11 protein-coding genes are annotated in these 21,873 nt (G+C 41.6%); all 11 read right to left on the bottom strand.

Annotated features, from left to right (window positions below; genetic code table 11):
* Window positions 1-94 precede the first annotated feature (94 nt).
* The 11 genes from G625_RS0100300 to G625_RS0100250 all read right to left on the bottom strand — a co-directional run bounded on the left by G625_RS0100300 (window position 95) and on the right by G625_RS0100250 (window position 21,838).
* Entirely contained in the window at window positions 95-2,746 is a 2,652-nt protein-coding gene (locus G625_RS0100300) for a polysaccharide pyruvyl transferase family protein (protein WP_029199517.1), read from the bottom strand.
* Between the two features lie 45 nt (window positions 2,747-2,791).
* Entirely contained in the window at window positions 2,792-3,904 is a 1,113-nt protein-coding gene (locus tag G625_RS0100295; RefSeq protein WP_029199516.1) for a hypothetical protein, read from the bottom strand.
* A gap of 17 nt (window positions 3,905-3,921) precedes the next feature.
* Window positions 3,922-4,725 carry an aldo/keto reductase gene (locus G625_RS0100290; protein WP_044931022.1) on the bottom strand — a complete coding sequence of 268 codons (804 nt, stop codon included), beginning with the start codon at window positions 4,723-4,725 and terminating at the stop codon, window positions 3,922-3,924.
* Entirely contained in the window at window positions 4,725-5,933 is a 1,209-nt protein-coding gene (locus G625_RS0100285; RefSeq protein WP_029199514.1) for a radical SAM protein, read from the bottom strand. The genes G625_RS0100290 and G625_RS0100285 overlap by 1 nt, the downstream gene beginning before the upstream one ends.
* A 16-nt stretch (window positions 5,934-5,949) precedes the next feature.
* Entirely contained in the window at window positions 5,950-7,233 is a 1,284-nt protein-coding gene (locus G625_RS0100280) for a hypothetical protein (RefSeq protein ID WP_029199513.1), read from the bottom strand.
* 8 nt (window positions 7,234-7,241) lie between these two features.
* Entirely contained in the window at window positions 7,242-7,688 is a 447-nt protein-coding gene (locus G625_RS0100275) for a hypothetical protein (RefSeq protein WP_029199512.1), read from the bottom strand.
* A complete protein-coding gene (locus G625_RS0100270) occupies window positions 7,685-8,278 on the bottom strand; it encodes an SIS domain-containing protein (protein WP_029199511.1) in 594 nt (197 codons plus the stop codon). Before G625_RS0100270 ends, G625_RS0100275 begins: the two co-directional genes overlap by 4 nt.
* Window positions 8,275-9,795 carry a sugar phosphate nucleotidyltransferase gene (locus G625_RS0100265; protein ID WP_029199510.1) on the bottom strand — a complete coding sequence of 507 codons (1,521 nt, stop codon included), beginning with the start codon at window positions 9,793-9,795 and terminating at the stop codon, window positions 8,275-8,277. Before G625_RS0100265 ends, G625_RS0100270 begins: the two co-directional genes overlap by 4 nt.
* Window positions 9,796-9,898: 103 nt before the next feature.
* Entirely contained in the window at window positions 9,899-11,026 is a 1,128-nt protein-coding gene (locus tag G625_RS0100260) for a tyrosine-type recombinase/integrase (protein WP_029199509.1), read from the bottom strand.
* 513 nt (window positions 11,027-11,539) lie between these two features.
* Window positions 11,540-12,898, bottom strand: coding sequence for a hypothetical protein (locus tag G625_RS0100255; protein WP_029199508.1), 1,359 nt, complete (start codon window positions 12,896-12,898; stop codon window positions 11,540-11,542).
* A 51-nt stretch (window positions 12,899-12,949) separates the two neighbouring features.
* Window positions 12,950-21,838 (bottom strand): YodL domain-containing protein, encoded by an 8,889-nt coding sequence (locus G625_RS0100250; protein ID WP_029199507.1) that lies wholly within the window; start codon window positions 21,836-21,838, stop codon window positions 12,950-12,952.
* Window positions 21,839-21,873 lie beyond the last annotated feature (35 nt).

The following is a 21,873-nucleotide window of genomic DNA, read 5'->3' as shown; positions in this document are numbered from 1 at the left end:
TCATGTTCAAAGTATTTATTAAATACCGGTGCCGTTATCAGGAAATAGCATCCGCTTATTTCCCCTCATATACTGTATCTTTACAAGTGAACGTTTAGCAGTTATACCCAATTGTTACTTCGCTCAAATAATTACTAATATGATCTACCGCATAAACTCCCATACTGTTAAGTTGTCTAACAATACTAAATGCCGTTCCAACATCATCAATACATATAAGTACAAATGCATCTCCAAATCCTGCTATTTGCGATGGTGATATGCATTTGATACCATAATACTTTTTACCCCATTTTTCCGGATTGTTATCCGCTAAATATGATATATTGCAAGTCTTTAAGACAGTTTCAATATTTCGTTTAAGACAGTTTCCTATCCCGAAAGCTATGATTTTACTTTTCATTGTAGGCACTATTTCCCCTTGTATATTATTTCTATAATTCCTCATCAGATATAGATCCGCTTTTAGTCTGTACAATTGATCCCTTAATTCTGTATTTTGCTTTTTGTTATCTGAATAGTCATCAAACAAAATATCATAATCATCAGATGTCCCCTTATAACTTCTCGATGTTTCCAGAATTCCATTTAGCCATTCCTTACTTTCAGCTACTTTTTTTTCTAAATGCTCTTTAACTTCCCTATAATTAATGCTGGTATATGTAAGAGTCGAGCTATCATCCAAAACTATCAATCTGTTAGATAATCCTAATTCATCAAGGAATTCTGCTATTCTTTCTATTCCACGCCAATTATTTCTCTCAAATAAGACATAGAAATCTTTTTGAAAGATTATTGCAAAGCAAACTCCATGAAATGAGTCAGTCAGAAACAAATGTGAATCGCGTATCAGCGCCAACCATTCTTCCACTTTAGGATCATCCACAACATGCATTTTTCCAACATAGTCTTTGTATGCATATGTCTCTCGATCAAGAATAACTCTATCCTCTAATCCGTTTTCATCTAAGACTTTTTTTAATATCTTCTCTTTGATATCATTAGGGTCCAAGAAATATGCCCCAACATATTTATCAGTCCCTATACAATGTTCCTTTCCAATATCTGCCATGTTATGAAACACTATAGGATCAATGAGAAATACGGGATCAACTACATGTATAGGTTTATTAACTCCAAATTCTTTGCGCATAATATCTACGCCGGCTTGTTCTCTCACTGAAACCGCTTGAAATCTTGATAATAAATGTGCTATCTTTTTTTTCAGCGAATCACATTTGGCATATTTTGCATTACCAAAACTAGTTCCATATGAAAATTTAAACTTATAGGAATAAACAAATTTTAGTAAAGATACAAAATCCATTCCTTCAACAAAATTTTCACGGAACAATTGATCAGATCCTACACAGAAGATATTACAATGATTATTGTACTCAACATATTCCGCGTTACACATTCGCTCAGCCAGGTCTTCCTTATAGTATGGGTTTTCAATGAACCCATCACCAAAATATATATCCTGATTAAAAAAAGAATCCTTTGGCGTATTAATCACCAGAACAGAATATCCAACATCATTTAAATACCGATACAACGCATAATTTGTTAAATTATTTCCATAATTACGATTCGAATAACAAATAAGACCTATATCATGCTTATCTTGCAGCGCATCATATACTGCATTACTAAAAGATTTTTTCTTTAATAATCTTGTGAAGTATCTAGCATTTTTGTGTCCTTTCCGGCAATCATTGCCAATTCTGTTTCCTTTATTTCTCGACCATTGAATTGGAACTTCTTCAATTCTTTCAAACCTTTCTTTGATCTTTCCTACAAAATCAAGTCCTTTATGGGAGTTTGCGATTATTAAACTTGTACCATTGTGATCATCCCATGAAGAATCCTCATATCCAATACCCCAAAAATCTCCAATGGTTATATCTCCTTGCCTTGGAAAATATGCAAACGGGCAGTCCTCACAAAGCTGTCTCCGCATTATAAAACCATGGTATGCAGCCTGATACGGATCAGAAGATTGTGTACATAAAAATCTTTCTCCATCAGACATATACATCGCATGTCCATCACATGTCCATCCCAAATCCCTTTTGGGTCTAAATATAACTTTTTTTAAAGCTGGATAGTTTTCAGAAATGTATCTTTTAAAATAGAACGCAGATGGCGCATGAGAGCAAATAAGATCAACTGTAATCAAATTATCTACATCGTGCAATTCTCCTAGAAAACTATTCAAACCCGCAATTTGACAAGGCATACCAAAATAAACCACTTGTCTTCCTGTTTCTAACTGTCTCTTAACTTCACGAAATGTTAACTCTGTATTACTTTGCAAGTATTTAGAATAGCGATGTTCTACTGTTTCTGGTAACAGCGAAGCACCTGTAATGCTACACGAGAAATCATCATTCCAAACTGCACCATATACTATCCCACCATTTTCTATCACAGAATTAGAAAATATAGGAGCTGCTCCTCCTGATGAACACTTCATTCGTACTTCCATGGGTGCCCATGCTGCAAAACAAACACTCTCGTCATATTGAAAATGTGTTGTAATCGGTACATTGTTTATATGAGGGCATATTTGCCTACACTTACCACATTCAATGCATTTAGCATTATCAACTACAGGAGTCAAATAGCCATCGTCATCGTAACCCATGACTATTGCATCTACAGGACATATATTGCCACATGCTCCACAGCCATAACATCCTTCATCCATAAGTACTGTCTTGTTAATATTTTCTTTATGCATATATCACCTATCAAAAATACATTTCGCTAAGAATGTGGAAGTCCATCATATATAACTCAAAAATTTATCCAATGAGTTGAACTTATTTTCATGAATAATCACGCCATTCTCCGCCATGAATTCAATTCGCGATTTCGTAAAAATACAATTAGTATTCAATTCTATTACATCCAGGAATCCATGATCAGAGTATACATCTATTACATGTGCTAGGTTATTGTCCAGATATACTTTGTCATTTTCTATCCATGCACAACAAGTGGCCACTTCTTCATTTCCCTGTCTCTCAGCCTCATAGTTTTTGACCACCTCTATCTGTGAGTTATTTATATTAATTCGAAGAAAGTAGTTTGACCACATAGGTATTGCATAAAGAAATCCATTTAATTTGAGAAGCTTTGAGAAACCGATTATTCTTTCTACCTTAAAACCTTCCGGCATGCATAGTTTATTAACAACCCCATTCTCATCAACATTACATATCTGTCCATCTTTTCTGCTACACAAGAACATATGATTATCAATTATCTCTATCCCGGAAAAGCCTTTATTATCATTTAATACGTGTTGAACCGAATATTCATTCGTAACAAATGATCTTCTTACTATACAATCACTGTTAGCGCAAGCTAATACAAGTTCATTATTGGATATACTATAATCTGACCAAAAGAATGCCTCCCCTTCAAAAATATGGTCATTAATCAGTTCTATCCAATCCGTTTCGTACTCAAGTGATTCATTTCTTATGTCAAAAACAACTATTGCGGGGTATGTACGTGGAATCATATATAACTTTCCTTCATGTATTACTCCAATGCTAAACTTCAAATAGTCAATATATGGATTCTTATTAGTTGTTGACGGAGCTTCTATTTCATATCGCTTAAATGTATTCAAGTCTATATCGTAAACAATTAGTGCAGACGCACCTCTGGGAATTAGAAATATTTTATTATCAAAATATTTTATGTCTGCAAACAGATAAATAGACGAATCATTTTCACCTGGAGCTACACCCTTAAAAACAATCTCATCATTCGTATTCATACAGCACAACGCATTAAATTCATTTGCAAAAAACCATCTTTCTCCATTTACTACGCAACAACTTTCAAATGATACACTCGGGTCATCCTGAAACGCTTTCTCTTTCATAGTCATCGACTCCATTTTTAAAAATCAAAATTATTAGGATCAGCCCCTATTCTTTTCCCCATTTCAAGGTTGTCTATCGCTTCAAATTCATCAGCATTGAGGCTGAAATCAAATATGCTTATATTTTCCTTCATTCTTTCAATTCTTGAAGTTTTAGGAATGGTAATAATATCCCTTTGAAAATGCCACCTCAGTATTACTTGTTGCGGTGTTTTACTATATTTTTTTGAAATCTTAATAATTTGTTCATCATTTGACTCCATGTTATTCGGTCCACCCAAAGGACACCATGCTTCTGACAATATGCCCTTACTCTTGCAATACTCAACTACTTCATTGTTTCTAAAATATGGATGTATTTCTATCTGATTAACAGCAGGCAATATACTTGCCCCTCTTGTTTTCAAACCCTCAAAATGCTTAATTTCAAAATTGCTCACACCAATTGCTCTAATTTTCTTCTCTTTATATAACTCCTCCATTTCAAGCCACGCATCTTCATATCCCTCCGCCGGCCAATGAATCAAATATAAATCTATATAGTCAGTTTTTAATCTTTCAAGGCTCTCCTGAAAAGCATCCCTAGTCCTACGTCTTCGAATATCATCCGTCCAAAGCTTTGTGGTCAGAAAAATATCATCCCTACTAACGACGCTTTCTGACAGTGCTGCTCCAAACTCTTCTTCATTACCATATTGAGCTGCAGTATCCAATAGTCTATACCCTGCATCAAGTGCCATGAGTATTTGATCCTTTTTTTGCGACCAACCTCCCATTCCAATCGGAGGAATAAAAATTCCATTGTTAAGTTTTATATTCATCACACATATTCCTTAATGCTTTTGGTACTTGGTTTCCAATTAGAATCATGTTTCCAGTTCTTTTGATCGCAAAATCTGCAGAAAGGAACCCACTTCGAACCAAATTCAGCAAACTCATGCCAATCATTTACTTCATAAATATCCAGATAATCACTTTCTGCATATTCGAGATTCTTCTTAAATCTATTATTAAAAATATTTATATGAGCCTGCACTGGACACATGTAATACCTACCATCTTTAACAACATTAAACTTATTAAAATATAAACAATGCACACAGTGTTCTTTAGGGACTTTACCTTCCAAATCCATAGCATGTTTATCAGATATTTTGGTTTGTTTTGTAGCCTCAACTGCATGAATATCCGATGACAATTTCAGCGACACACCATATTCAGCCGCTTTCTTTTCAATGGCTATATAGTCGAGTTTTATCGGATAGACTGTAACGGTTACATGAACATGGTTCTTTTTTAGAATCTCCCACAAATTACCCTGTGATGAATTTTCCAAATTTGTTAGAAGCACCCCATTCGTCAATAGAATTAACTCCGTTTCAGGAAACTGCTCTCTAACATACTCTATAAGTTCATTCAAATGCGGATGAAGAGTAGGTTCTCCTCCAAGTAATGATATGGCACCTATCTCATGATCGTATATCTCAGCCATCCGTCTTATATCTTTTTTAAACTGTTCAACATCAACAAACCATGGATCCGACAACTGCGAAAAATGATCGCACATCTGGCACGATAAATTGCAATGATCCGCCAAACTGATTTCAAAAGTCATTTCGTCTTTATTCCTTGGTGCCATTTGTTCAGCAATTCCAAGACGAGTATGCTCTGTAAGAGATATCCAATTTTCAAACCCTTTATCTCTGAACATGGGAATAATTTCCCCGTGATATCTATCGCACAGTGCTAAAACTATCCCTACATCAGGCTGATTGATAATATCATCTATCAGCTTTACCGGTAGTTTACGATAGCAGAAATTACTTTCACTTGGATCATAAGAGACTACATATCCCTCAACACTTACTACCCCACACATATCAAGAAAACGTAAGAGCCATTCTTGAGCTTCGCCCCGCCCATATATATAGATTCTCTTGTTTTTTCTGCAAAAAGCTATAAGATCATCTATTTCATAAATATGAGGCAACCTGTTTATCCAGTGCTTATTTCTTACTATAGTGCTCATTCTAATCCGCTCCTTTTTATATTATTTCAGCTATTTGCTCAGCAATATTCTCAGTAGCATTGTGTTCGTATTCTATTTCAACAGCATCATCACATAATTTCATTCCTCTGAGAGAAAAGTATTCAAATGCACTTCCCATATAAAACCTGTTGCTCTTATCATAAAGAATCACTTTTTTTGCTTTTGTACCGCTTATCACATCGCAAAATCCGCTTCTTACTCCGACAAACGCACCTGCTTCCTCAATAATCTGCGGCGCTACATCCAACGGAAAAAAAACACCTACTGTTCCCATTATTGCGGGCTCAGTTTTCCCTCCACTATTCGTCGCAACCCTATATCCCTTCTTTGCCAGCCTAGATGCAAGTTCTTCCCAAAATTCTGTTGGTAGGTCTGAAAGGGTATTTGAATATGGTGACAAAATAACTGTCTTTTTTGAAATCAAACCATGTTCTTCAAATATTTTTCTCACTATGTCATTTGCATTTTTTAAAGTCGGATGTTTGGGCTTAATATCATCAGGCAGCTCAAATACAAACCTACGGAACAAATCAGTAAAGTATAATCCTTTGTATCCTCTGAACCATTCCACTTGATTGGTATGCACCTGCGCCCAACAGTCATTAAGCAATTTCATCTTTCCTTTTTCCGGGTCATATAGATGATATTCAATCAAATACGACGCATATTCTTTTTTCTTAACTACCTCTATATTCTTGATATCAAAGAGATCAGCGACCTTCTTGCAGGCTTTACTAATTACAACAAAAACATAGTCGTTAATGTTGTTTCTCTTGGTATATTCATCCCAAAATGTACCAATTAAATAGATATCTCCTGTTCCCGTATACGGACAGATAAAAACTGGCACATCACCATATTTTCTTTTAAGTGCTTTATAATACGTTCTACCCCTGTACGCCCTAAATAATGATAATAATAATAAGCCAGGCTTACGGTTCAGCCTCCATATGTTTTTCTTCAAGATTCCTTTATCGGTCAGCTGTGGAACCATCTCCCTCCAGTATGCGGAGTAAATAATATATAGATTCTTTTTATTATCCGGTTTCTGTATCTCATCAAATGAAATCACTTTCAGTCTAGAGCAATAACTCCCTTGCTTTGATGAATCATTGTCAATTACATTCCTTGGCTCGATTCCACATTCACGTAGTATCTGTATTATTTGCCTTGAATTATCACTTACTCCAAACAAATAAACATCTCTGTTCTTCAGCAGGCCCATGGTATTACGAAATTTTAAAATTCGTTCTGTCCGATGTAACTCAACATCATACATTTTCTGAATTATCTCCTTGCCTTAGGCACAGATCTAAGATGGAACAATGCGAGACACGCTGCATCTTCCTCGTTAACATCAGTTTTCTCCAGATATGTTCCAAGTAAATTGTCCTCTGGCTTATCTACATAGGTAAAAACAATATTGTCAAAAAACTTCATGAAACTGTAATAGTCATATAACTTTTCCATGTCTGCTTTTGACATAGCATCTATATACACACTATTATTCCCAGACATAAAATGTGTCCATTCTGATATACACCTTTCAACACATAGAACAACAGCACACTCTACATGTTTTCTTTCTGTAAAATCAGGTAGGTGTAATAATACCTGCCTATCCAACTCATGATTTTCATCAGAAAGTACAATCAGTGCCTTACTATAATTAACAGCGTATTTTATTCTTATTCTTTGCCAGAATAACCATCCTCCAAGAATATGCCCTATCACCGCTGATCCTTTCCCGACAATCTTGCACCTATTCCACCGCCAGGGTGATTTACTTTAAAATCATCTAAGGTGATTCCTAATCGCTTGCCAATTTCTATCGCCATTCCCTGAAGAACTATTAGATATACAGTGGTGGAATTATTCGGAACTATATCCCATTCATCTCCTTCATTTATGAGGTGCATTATGAATTTCTTCTCTACAACCTTTGACGCTTTTCCATCCCCATAAAACGACATCAACCATGTATTGGTACCACGCTTATTCAGATGCGTTCCAAGATCAACCGTCTCACTTGTATTTCCACCTTTTGTCAAAAGGAAAACGATATCCTTCTTTCCTACCATTCCAAGATCGCCATGAACAGCTGTATTTGTATGCAGGAATCTGGCATCAATACCTAATGAATTTAATGTTCCTACAAACTTTTCACATATAGGAACATTTTTACCTAATCCACTGGCTATTATCTTCCCTCCGTTTTTTAGAGTATCAACACACTCCTCTATGATTTGTTCATACAGATTTTCTTCAATGGATTCCAAAGAATCCTCGATTGTATGCATCACGTCCTTGTAATATGCAATCATAATATTTCCTCCAAGTAATACAGTCCGTTGTAAAATGCTCCACATATAGAGTCATAATCCTGCCATGCATACGTTGTAAGTGATAACCAGATCACCGCATGCAGTAACTTTATTTCTTCTCTATCAGCTCCGGTCATATCAAAGAAATCATTTTCCAATTCCTCCCAGTGATTTGAAGTAATTTGCAAATGCACTCCATCGTCAAGATCATCTCCAATTTCTAATCGAAATCTCTTCAGATTGAACTGATCATAATTACCCACTACAGAATAGTAGAGTTTCGCCCAATCGTATCTAACATCACCATATAATTCCGAGAATCCAAAATATCCTCTTGGATCTATTAGAACCGGACTGTTATCTTCCCTGACCATCAGATTAGAGAATGTGCAGTCCCCATGAATAAAAGCAAATCTATCGCAATTTGTTTTCAGTTTCTCTATTCTCTTTTGTAGCTCTCCTTTGTGATAGTAAACATTCCTGCATTTTCTACCATTGATCACAATTTCCTTGTCTCTGGCAAAAGGGATAAGATCCTGTATTTTTGCAAGACGATCCATGGTTTTATTGAAATAAGCCTCCTCTATACTAAAGGTATCAGCCGCAACTACTTCACTTTCATGAAGAGCTTTTAGCGCACTTATAAGCGACCTAAGTATTGACTTCTTTGTTTCATAGTCAAAGTCACAATCATATATATTTCTACCCGTAATAAATTCCATCTTCAAAGGCTTAGTCTCAAATATCTTTGGTAATTCAGGAATATTCAACAATCTGGCTTTCTCATACCATGCTGCTTCTCTCTTAGCCAGTTTTTTCCCCTGTTCATCAATAGGTTCTTTGATCAGAATATCTCTATCAACTGTAATCCTATTAAATGGTCTGCATTTTGCCTGTGGAAGCTTTTCATACTCTTCCAACACTCCGAACTCTCGTGTTCCGGTGAGACCTACAGTTTCAAATGATAAGTTCTGTTCACTCATCCACCTGACAAGTTCTCCACTTTCAGGCACGTTTATTATTTTTTTCTTATCCGAGAACAAGAAAAAGCCTGCAACACCATGCTCTGTTGATCTTTCCTCTTTAAATGATCCATTCTCATACCTCCATCTGCATGAAAACGTCTCTGAAAGGCCAACATAGTCATGTTCAGGCTTCTTATCATCCTCGTATTCCTTTGGAAGCTCCAGACTATCCGGTAGAATCAGATCTGACCAAACTAACATGAATGGCTTGCCATCCGGTATAAGATCTATCGCCTGTTTTACCCCTGAACATGTACCAGTTCCAGAAGCGTCCACAACCTGATATTTAACATCAGCAAAAGAAGCGAGGTACTCACGCATCACCTCTTTCTTATAATCAGCTATTACCACAAATCTCTTATCCGGGTATTTCTTGAATAAATAGAACAACATCGGTAGATTGTCTACTGGCACCAATGCTTTGGGTTTATTCTGCGTCAAATATTCCAACCGGGTTCCCTTTCCACCGGCTTGCACTATAATATAATCCAACTTTCAAACACCTTTCGCTTTATTTTCGCAAATCTATTAATTTCTATAAACAGGGCTAAGGAATGCTGAATTTATAAGCATTTCTGGCTTATCTGACCATTTTCTATACGGAGAATAAATCTGAGAGCATATTCACTCCGTCCTCTTTACTCTTCTTGTTACTATGGACGTATGTATTGAGCGTGGTAGCCACATTTGCGTGACCGAGGATCTCTGATAAGGTCTTGGGGTCCATCCCCCTCTCAATGCAACGGGATGCAAAAGTATGTCTGGTGCTGTGGACACCGACTGGCTTCAAGTCACATTTCTTAAGGATGCTCTTAAAACGGTTCTCCATAGTCTTTGGCTCTACAAATTTCTCCTTATCGCCGGTCAACAGAAATGCTCCGGGTTTGTAAAACCTGCGGAGCACTTCTAAAAGTTCTTTATTTATGGGTATATCCCGAATTGAGCATTCACTTTTCGGTTTACTTATCGTGACCTTCGTCTTTTTATCTCCTCCGCTATGATCCGGAAGGCGCTGCATGGTGGCACGGATACGGATTACTCTACTCTCCAGATCTATATTGTCACAGTTCAAAGCGCAAAGTTCGCCGACGCGGATGCCCGTAAACAGACAGGTGAGAAATCCTACATCCGTCTCATCAGTATCGGATTTTAACTCGGCAACAAGTTTCTTCTCCTCTGCTTCAGAAAATACCTTTATTTCTGCCTTCTGCGATCTGACTACAATGCACTCCGGGTTAAAGCGTACCTGATAATCCATTTTGAGCGCATGGAGCCGTATCTGCTTAAAAACTGTCAGCACAGACCTGGCTGTGCCGGCACCGACTGGTTTTCTGCCCGTCATTCCTTCTGTCTGAATCATAGATATAAAGGATTCAATTTCCGCTGTGCTGATGTCGGAAAACTCACGCTTTCCAAAATGCGGCAGAATGTAGATGCCCAGCTTTTCCTGATAGCGGCATTTGGTGGATTCCTTCCACTTGTGGGAGCTGTCCTTGATCCATGCCTTTGCAACGGTTTCAACCGTTCCTGCTTTAGGTTGGCCTTCATAGTTCATGTCTGCCATCTTGAGCATTTCGTCCTGACGTTTCTTCTTAACTTCCGAGTAACTCAATGCATAAACAGACCGATATTTTGCCCGTCCGTTTGCATAGCGGCCAATGATATATCTGGCTTCCCACCGTCCATCCTTTCTTTTGTAGATGTTTTCACCTTTTCTAGCCATAATTCTGGTCTCCTTTCCTTTTGGCAAATCAGACGCATCTGCTGACGGAGAATTAGCTGATTATCACATCTTTCTACTGTCCCCTTGTAGCATTAAAAGCCTGATTTAAAAATATTTTTAATTTGTACTAAAGAAATCGGGTATTTGTGTCGATAAAGAAATATAAAGTCAAATCAGTATTCGCAAATCATTGGAAATTTATTTAGATGGTCAAGGATGGTTTATTGGATTTTTAGGCATGTTTACCTTATTTTCCGATGATTTGCTTATGAAGTTGACATAAACGTCATATAATGATTTAAGAAATATTTGTGTACGTATTTACGACAGTAAAGAAATTAATAGTTTTACGAATTTTAAATAGACATGAAAAGAGCAGGGTGGCTGTGATTATCACAATTCCCTGCTCTTAGTAATTACACTAAATTTGAAGATATTTCTTTACAGGCTATTCCATTTCCATCAATTCCCGCTGCGCTGCCTGATCCCGCGCCACATACACAAACACTAATTTTATAAACCCCTCTGTGAAGCTAATGCTTCCTGCGCCTCTCGCTGTTTACTTCTTTGGGGGCTTCCGCCTCCGGCAGCTACTATCGCTTTCTTTGCCGCAAGTCTCGCCCGAAGTGATGGACGCTCCCCTCTTGCCCTGCGCTTTCGCTCTTCTTCCTCGATGCGTTCCTGCTCCGCCTGCCGTGCTTCCCTTTTCTCCTCGGATTTTGGAACCGTGTTGCTGAGTACATTGTCGATCTGGTTAAGATTGACCTCTTCAAGCTCCTCCACTTTGGCAAGTGGCTTATACTCTGCCAGCTTCACAAGAAGTTCCGCAGCCTTGCGGACATCCTCGATGTTGTCACTCTCTTCTATCACAGTTCCCAGGTACTTCTTATAATCCGCAGAGTTGCCGTTTCTTATATCATCGGCTATGTTCTGCACCTGTAACTCCCAGTTATCGACCGTATCTTTGTACTCATACGGATCAAAGTCACTGGAAAAGCGGTCTATTTCAGCCGCCAGCTTCGCAGCCTCGTCCACATATACCGGCTTAACAGCATCCATATCCTGTTCCGGTATATCCTGTACAGTTAATCCCGGCAGTGTCCCGATTACCTTTACATCCGGGAATTCATCAATGATCTGTCCGACCTTTGAGAGTCCCTCCTGATTATTCCATATCTGAGGAACATACCGCAGATCATCAAGATCTATGCTGTTTCCATAAAGTACATCCATCTGCACATCATCTATCTCCGGTGTCCCGGCTTCATGTATGTTGATGCCGACAGCAGGGATCATATTGCTATGATTTTCACGGATGCTCTCAAACAGAGCTTTTGCCTCTTCTATAGTGGAAATTCCCTCATGATAGGTTCCCATGCTGTGAAATTCGCCGCACTCCGCAACGGTATAGGTTATCTCCGTGTTACGCTGCTGCGCTTCCTGCATCATTTGTGCCTGCTTTTCGGCAAGGTACGCTTCCACGCCTGTCAGATACTCGGAAAGACTCCCGTGCTGTTCCTGTGATATTGTGTTTATATCGAGCTTTACACCACCCATAATGATATTTCCCTGATTAAGAGTGTTAAACAGATCGTCCTCTCTCACCGAACCGCTGTAATACAGCACAACATCAAGATCAGACCCCTGCTCTTCCATGCCTCTGCATCTACTGCCGGATACCACTACATCCTCAATGGTTACATCCATCCCATAATCATTCACAATGCCCTGCACTATATTTTTGACATTAGCTTCTATCGTTTCAGGATCCATGCCGTCAAGCTCATGAAATTTCTCTTTGGTCTTGTCCTTAAATGCGCTTATGACAGCGGCATCGTTAAGGCTTTCGCCTTTTGTTTCATCCTTTGCCATTTCCGCTCCTTTCCAAAAGGCTCCGGAGATAATCCCCGAAGCCTTTTAATCTTATGCTATAACCTCTTCTTTTTTCTTTGCTACCGCAGGTGCTTTCTGATCCATGGCAGCTACAACCGCCTTCTTCTCATTAAGCCTTGCGACAAGGGACGGTCTTTCCTCTTTTGTCTCCGGTTTTGTTGCAGGGTTCCCCATATCCTCTGTTTCTGATATATCAGCCTCCTCAGCTTTTTCGCTTATTTCAGCCTTATCCTCCGATATGTGACCTGCCTCTTTGGTAGCCTCCTGTGCCGGCACTACCGTCTCGGTCTGTTCTGCTGTTTCTTTCTCCGGCTTTGGAGCATCTTCATCAAGATCAACTGCATCCTCGCCTTTTTCATCCATATCAAGCAGGCTGTTCAGTTCTGCAAGCCTTGTCAGCTTATCGTTAAGCTCCTTCTCCTGCGGGAACGGCTTTTCCACCTCAATCTTTGCGATTTCAAGCTGCTGTTCCACATTGGCAAGCTTCGCAATCGCATCCTCAAGCTGTTTTGACATTGATTCCATGGCATTACCGATACGGGTGATATTACCGGACGGATCAGAGCCAACCTCCACTTCATGGCTGAGTTTTCCCTTCATGTTCAGCGTAAACTTCCTGAAAAATGAATCAAAGGTTACATTCATCTTCATACCCAGATACTCACCGATTGGCACAGCCACATTTGCCTGCTTCATTTCCTTACAGATACCGATGATCGCTGTTCCGGCTTCCTTCCTGTCATCATAGGTCTTTCCGGCTACCGTCATGGTGAAGATATCCTTATCCGCAGGCTTGTTTGCATTATAGGTTGCGATATCTGCCTTCATTCCGGCAATACGCTCTTTTAACGCTGATATCTGCTGCGGATAATTCTTCGCAATATTATCCTCCAGTCTGTATTTCTGACTGGTATGGTTCGCTTTCATCAGCTTCAGCTTCGATACCTGGATATCCAAGTCCATCTTTTCCTTAATGTACGGATTACCCGTAGCAAGTGCCTTGACCTCTGCATAGGTAAGAGCCGCCTCGTCGATATCCTCACAGCTTCTGACCGGAGATTTACTGGTCATGATCTGCCCGATGAATTTCTGCTTATTCTCGATGAGCTGCCATGAGTAGGCATCAAATGTGCCTTCCGTGACATATCGGAAGATCTTTACTTTCGGATTGGTATTACCCTGTCGTAAGATACGACCTTCCTGCTGTTCAATGTCAGACGGTCTCCATGGCACATCCAAGTGATGAAGTGCTATCAGCCTGTCCTGCACGTTCGTACCGGCTCCCATCTTCTGTGTTGATCCCAATAAAAAACGGACCTGTCCGCTTCTTACTTTGCCAAACAGCTCCGCTTTCCTCGTCTCGGTATTCGCATCATGGATAAAGGCTATCTCTTCCGGTGGCACTCCTTTTGCTATCAGCTTGTCCCTAATATCCTCATATACATTGAAGGTTCCATCTCCTTTAGGTGTACTCAAATCGCAAAAAATGAGCTGGGCCGACCGCTTATCTTTTGTCTCCTCCCACATCTCAAATGCTTTTTCCACGCATACGCTGGACTTACTGTTAGGATCATCCGGCAGCATATCGCTCATAAGACGCTGATCTAAGGCGAGCTTCCTGCCATCGTTAGTGATCTTAAGCATATTATCGACAGATGAATCCACCATACGGTTACGCACCCGCTCTGCCCTGTCTGCCAGGGATGCTACCATTTCCTTCTGCGCTTCGGACGGCTTTAATGTCACATTTTCATACTCTGCCTCCGGCACAGGGAGTTTTAACATATCCGGTGTCTGTATATCGGCACTCTCCTTAAAAAGTGCGATCAGCTCCGGCAGGTTAAAGAACTTCGCAAACCTCGTCTTTGCCCTGTATCCGGTTCCTTCCGGCGCAAGCTCTATTGCAGTCTGTGTATCACCAAAATTAGCCGCCCATGCATCAAACTGCCCCAGTCCCAGCTTCTGAAGCGTACCATACTGAAGATATCTCATGTTGGTGTAAAGCTCTGTCATGCTGTTGGAAATTGGCGTTCCGGTTGCAAAGGTCACACCCTTACCACCTGTCAGTTCATCAAGGTACTGGCATTTGTTGAACATATCCTGCGACTTCTGTGCCTCTGTCTGTGCGATACCTGCTACATTACGCATCTTGGTATATAGGAACAAATTCTTGTATGAATGTGACTCGTCTACAAAAAGCCTGTCAACGCCAAGCTGTTCAAAGGTTACGACATTATCCTTACGGCTCTGATCATTTAATTTATCAAGCCTTGTCATAAGCTGCTTCTTGGATTTTTCCATCTGTTTGATGGTATATCGCTCACCCCTGTCAGCCTTTGCCTGTGCTATGGCTTCCGTGATCTCATCTATCTGCCGCTCCAGTATCGCCACCTGTCTTTCCTGTGACAGAGGGATCTTTTCAAACTGAGTATGACCGATGATAACAGCATCATAATCGCCTGTCGCTATACGGGAACAGAACTTCTTACGGTTTGCAGGCTCAAAGTCCTTCTTCGTTGCCGCAAGTATATTAGCTCCGGGATAAAGTTTTAAGAAATCTGATGCCCACTGCTCTGTTAAGTGGTTTGGTACTACAAACAGCGACTTCTGTGCAAGTCCCAGCCTTTTCAGTTCCATCGCTGCCGCAGTCATTTCAAAGGTCTTGCCGGCACCTACGCAGTGTGCAAGGAGCGTATTATTCCCATACAATACGTGGGCTACCGCATTCTTCTGGTGCGGCTTAAGCTCTATATCCGGTGTCATACCCGGGAACTGCAAGTGTGATCCGTCATATTCCCTTGGTCTTGTGGAATTGAAACGCTCATTATAGACCTTTACAAGATTGGCTCTCCGCTCCGAATCCTTAAAAATCCAGTCCTTAAAGGCTTCACGAATTGCCTCCTGCTTCTGTGCAGCAAGGGTGGTCTCCTTCTTATTCAGCACCCTCTTTTCCTTGCCATCTTCCACGATAGTATCATAGATACGCACATCCTTAAGGTTTAAGCTGTCCTCCAGTATCTTATAGGCATTCGCCCTTCCTGTACCAAAGGTCATGTTGGCAAGGGTATTGCCATAGTCTGCATTCTTACCTTTTACATTCCAAAGCCCGGTCACATTCGAATACTGTATGCCCATGACATTCCGGTCAAAAAGATATCCCGGTGTCTGGAAAGTCTCACGCATAAAGTCCTCGATATATTTCGAGTCTACCCATGTTGCCCCAAGGCGTACTTCGATATCCGATGCTTCAAGATCTTTTGGCATTACCTGTTCAAGATGCGCCACATTCACCTGATACTCTGGGTGATTCTCCGCATAGTTCTTTGCTATGGACAGCTTCTCACGGACATTACCGGACAGATACTCATCTGCTGTCTCCCACTGGTCTGTCAAAGGATTCCGGAATATAACTCCTGCCAGCTCCTCGGTTATGGCTTCTTTTTCCTTTCCCGTAAGCTCTGCCATATAGGCAAGGTCTACCTTGGCTTTTTCAGCCAGGGAGACCGCCAATGCCTCGCTTGCGTTATCAACGCTTGTCACCACCTCTGCGTGTTTGATGGTACGCTTCGTGAACATATCCGCTTTTCCAAGAAACTTCCCCTCATCATCCAGCTTCTCCAAAGAACAGAGTAGGCAGTATGAAGAGTCCTGATTAAAGGCTCTCTTATTGGTTTGGGAACTGATAAGCCCGTATTTATCGGAAAACTTATCATATAATCCGTTCAGTTCTGCCTGTTTCTCCGTAATGGCTGCATCGGGATAATCCTCCATCTGCATCTGAATAAGTTCCTGCGTACAGTCACGGATAGCGATCATACCTTTGATGCGGTCTTCTTGTGTTTCTGACACATCGGCAGGCTTCATAACGGAATTCTCACGATAATACACATGATCATCCACCATACAGAAGCTGTAATTCTTTACATTCGGATCCGCCGGTATTACTTCAAGGTCAGATTTTCCAAGCTCATCCGCTGAAAGCTCCACCGCTTCATATTCCGCATGAATATTGCTGATTGCCTCACGAAGCTGCTCCTCAAATGGTCTGCTCTCATCCGGCACACAGGTACTCTCCAGACCAAAAGGTCCGGATACCATTTCCATCTTTCCTACGATCATCTCAGGATGGTCTGCAAAATACTGGTTCATGGCGATACCGTTTTCATCCATGCCAAGATGCACCCAGTCCGGCTCTATATCCATCAGCCTGTCCCTTTTCTGGAAAAAAAGAATGTCGGACGTTACTTCTGTACCGGCATTCTCCTTAAAAGCTGTATTGGGTAATCTCACCGCACCGAGCAGCTCTGCCCTTTGTGCAAGGTACTTTCTCACCTGTGGGCTTTGCTTATCCATGGTTCCCTTGCTTGTAACAAATGCTACGATACCGCCCGGTCTTACTTTATCCAAGGTCTTTGCAAAGAAATAATCGTGAATCTGAAAATTCAGTTTATCATACGGCTTGTCGCTGACCTTATAATTTCCGAATGGAACATTTCCAACCGCCACATCAAAGAAATCATTCTGAAAATCGGTCTTTTCATATCCGCTGATACGCACATCTGCCTGCGGATAGAGCTGCTTTGCGATGCGGCCTGTCAGATCATCAAGCTCCACTCCATATAGCTTACTGTCCTGCATCTCCTCTGGCAGCATACCAAAGAAGTTCCCTACACCCATGGCAGGCTCAAGGATATTTCCCTTTTCAAAGCCCATCTGTCCCAGAGCTTCATAGATATTTCTTATGATCACGGGGCTTGTGAAATGTGCATTAAGGGTACTCTCCCTTGCAGAATTGTACTCCTCCGGTGTCAGCACACTCTTTAATTCCCGATATTCCGCAGACCAGTTGCTCTTTGTTTCATCAAAGGCATCCGCAAGTCCGCCCCAGCCGACATACTGTGATAAAATCTGCTGTTCTTCGGGCGTGGCTGTCCTGTGTTCGTCCTCGATCTGCTTCAAAGTTGTAATCGCCCTGATATTGCCACGGAACTTTTCCTTTGCGCTGCCTTTTCCCAGGTCATCATCAGTAATACGGAAATTCTTTGCTTCAATCCTTGCCGTCTCAGATAGTTCTGCCTCTCTTGCGTTATAGGATTCCCAAAATCTTCCAGCAAGCCTCCTTGGAAAGCTCTCATCATCCATAAACTCATACTGGATGTTCTTAACTGCATCAAGGCTATCCGCTTTTTCAATCTTCTTTTCATACTGTCCGACCCTGACTTCATCTGATAGTTTCTCCTCCAGCTTACGAAGCTCCGGTTCAGAAAGCCTGTCATAAATATCGTTCTTATCTGTATGAATAGAAAAACTCTCTTCATCCCCATCATGCCTTGTAACCTCATAATGAATCTTCTGATGCTCTCCCCGGATATCTGCTTCAAGCTCATACTCAGCAGTATGCCCGAAATTGCTGTACTCCGCTCCGATATAGGAAATGTTCTGTATCTCCTCTGCGGTAAGCTCCATGTTATGGAACTTCGCCCAGTCCTCTTCTGATACATAGGTAAGCTCGTCAAAATCAAGGTACTTAAGCTCATTTTCTATAAGGTCGGTAAGGGTATCATATTCATTCTGAGAAATGATTTGCCCGTCAATCGCAAGACGGATGCTGTTATGCTCAAGGTCTACAGACGCCTGTATCGGGTACTCTTTTCCGTCTGCTTCATCTATAAGGTCGGTATAAGCTATCTCCACATTGGAAAGGTCAGAGAAATCCGCATCGTGGTCATACTCCCTGTAGCAGAACTCATTGATAAGCTCCTTTGCCTGCTCCTGCTCCGGAGTAAGGACTGCTTCTTTTTCCCGAAGAAACTCCGGCACCTCCGAAAATCCAAATGAATCCACGAAATATGCCTTGTCCTCACCATTCTGATGCAATACCACCACATCCGATACGGACATGGAGCGTCCCTTGTAATCTGCAGGGTGATCTATGTTGAACTTCTCATAAAGATCTTCGAGGGTAGTGCCTTCCTCCAATGCTCCGGTATAGACAGCCTCGTAGTTTGCCGCATCAACAGACAGTCCTCTGTTCTGCAGGTGCTCCAGATTTTCAAAGATGATATCCCGTCTGTCCTCTGCTTCGTCAGAGATCTGATAGATTGTATATGTCGGAGACTCCTGCTCTAAATCTCCTCGCATGGTCTCGTCTACATACTCCTGCGCCTCTTCAAGAGTCCTGAAGGTCTCCGTAGGAGTAGCAAAAGAATCAGCAACCGGATGAATCCCATATGAACCATCTTCCTCACGGTCTATCCATACATACTGACCGGAAGGGAGCTTTGTTGCCCACTCCTGGGGATTATCATTTTCATCATCCGCTTCATGGACTATCGACCAGCGGCTGTTTTCTCCCCGTCCGACAGGCGGACCGAATTCGGGATTATGATCTGCCTCTTTGCTTTCAGGCTCTTCCTGTGCATCCCCGGCTTCAATGGCATCAACAAGTTTTTCCTGCTCATCCGCAAGAGCTTCCTTTTCCTGCTCCTTTTTATACTCCGCATAAGCTTCCTTTGCCTTGGGAGACAGGTACTTATCTTCTGCGATCAGTTCACGGATACGCTTTTCTACCACGTTCCAGTTAAGAAGCACGGATGTATAAGGCTCCATGATACTTCCCTTGTCAAGCTGAATGCCCTTTGCATCATGGTCTTCCCAACTCTTGTCATTTCCGATCAGGGCATCCGACTGTCCACCTGTACCATATTCTTTTTTAAGGAACGCAACATTATCCTTGCTGTCATGCCCCTCCTTAAAATAATCGTATATACGGAAAAGACCCTGCGATACACCGCTTCCATGGGTGAGCCTGCTGTCAATCTCATCCTGGGTAATGAAGTTTTCAAGCCTTACATTTACCTCATCTGCAAGAGGAAACTCCCTTCTTTCCGCATCGAGGTCGGCAATCTCTGAAAGTAGGTACTCCGGCTCTTTTACATATCTCCATCGTATCTGTAACTCTCCGCTCTCTATCCTGTCCGCAGCCCTGCCAATCTCCTCTGCAAGCAGCTCCCTTCCCTCATGGGTAGTTAAAAGCTCTGCGATATGTGCCTGGCTGTCGGGATAATTACTTCCCTGGATGGAAAGAGAATCAGGCATATCATCAATGCCGTCACGGAAGAAGAAATATATCTGATCAGCCACCCTCGCCCGCTCGGTACTGTCCACAAGAAAGGCTTCATTTCTTGACATATATGAGCCGTTTTCCACCATCTGACGGGTGAACTCTTCCACAAGGCTCCAACTATAGGTAGTGGCAAAGTCCACCTGAGCAGAGTTCCCCGGTGCGATGCTCATTCCGTTTTCGTTATACCAGACAGATACCCTCTGCCCGTCAAATTCAAAACCCTTACCTGTCGTTCCGATCTCGTTCTTAATGAAATCCGTCATTTCCGCAGCATCTTTTCCTGCCTGGTACTTCGCATAGATGCGCTTACGGTTATTCTCTTTACCGCCACCGGACCTTATCACATCAAGAAGCTGATCGTCTTTTAACATAAAAACAGCGGGAGCCTTCGTTTTCACGCTTGCTTCCGCTGCTGCTATCGTTCCAACCTGCTCCGCAAATGAGGGGAACAGGTCAAACATATTCAGTTGCTTAAGTTCTGCATCCGGAGGGTTTAGCTGTAGATCAGCTCCGATAAAACTATCTCCTCCGCCGATGCCCGGATGTTGTTCATCAGCCCCACCCACTTCATCTGGTCTGATGCTTTCAGGGCTTCGTTCACTCCCTGTGACTTCGCCATCTGATCGGTCAGAATATCCATCCTCTCCTCTGCCTGTTTCTGAATCATCAGGCAGTGCTCCTTCAGATTCCCCTCCAACATCATCCCGCTGTAGGTTCCTCTCCTGTGTTCCTTTAAGAAATTCCTCCGCATCAGTCCGTACTTCGTTAAGGGTTCCTCCGGCTCGCTGTTCGCGATCAGGTTCGGGATCAGATAATCCCCGCTCTGCATGTAAGTCAGTTCCATGGTCATTTCCTCCTTGTTCTGAAATATTAGCGCTTTCGCCTTTTTCATAATCATCGGTGGAAATATCACCTTGCCGCTCGCTTTCACGCTTTAAAGCATTATATTCATTCTGAGCCTCATTTGCAAGCGTATTTTGGCTTTTTTCTACGGCTTGTGATATATTCTCCGTTTGTCTTTCTACTTCGCCATATCGGGCGATATGACGCTCCTGTGCCGTTACCGCTCTTCCGATTTCCATGAGCACCGGCTCTGTCATTTCCGATACAGCATTACCCAGTATCGAAAGTGTTTTCACATCGCTGAACTCATGAAGATAACGAAAGTCAAAATCATATAGCTCTGTATCTACACCGCACCTTTTAAGAAGCGTGTATGCGATGGAGTCTCTCATGGTATCCTGCAACCGAAGCTCAAGATTCATTTCATCATATCCTTGCAGAAAGCTTCCATCCACCCTGTCCTGAAGATCCGGCATTACATCCCCGTAATAATCATCCGCAATACGGTGTGCCAGCTCCACCAGTCTGTCACCGAAAGGTCTGCTTTCATCAGTTTTTCCATATATGTTTTCAAGTTTGTTAAGAACAGTCTGCTCATTCCGTTCTCTGATCTGCCATATGTACGGAAGTCTTCCCACATTCCATCCGGGATGCACATTTGATACATCAAAAACGTATCTGAGCCTTGGTCTGCCGCTGCTTTCATCCAAAAGAGCGATACCTTTGGAGCCACGGTTGACCCAGCAGTTCATCTTCTGATTCCATGTTTCAAGCTCTGCACATGCTGTGGCATCCGGTCTCTGGGCATAGATAAGCAGCTGATCCATGAAAGAATACCGGTATAGCCTTCCGGCAGTGGTAAGGAATCCCTTCCACTTTTCCGTATCTGCCGATAAATCCTGCGCCGTAGCCTGTGCAAGCCATTTGATCTCATCATATTTTCTTGCCATAGCCTGTTTCTCCTCTATTATTTTATAGTTGCATG

The sequence above is a fragment of the Oribacterium sp. NK2B42 genome, assembly GCF_000424445.1.
Lineage (GTDB): Bacteria > Bacillota > Clostridia > Lachnospirales > Lachnospiraceae > Oribacterium.
The sequence above is the reverse complement of the archived record's forward strand: the minus strand, read 5'-3'. Positions and strand labels throughout refer to the sequence as shown.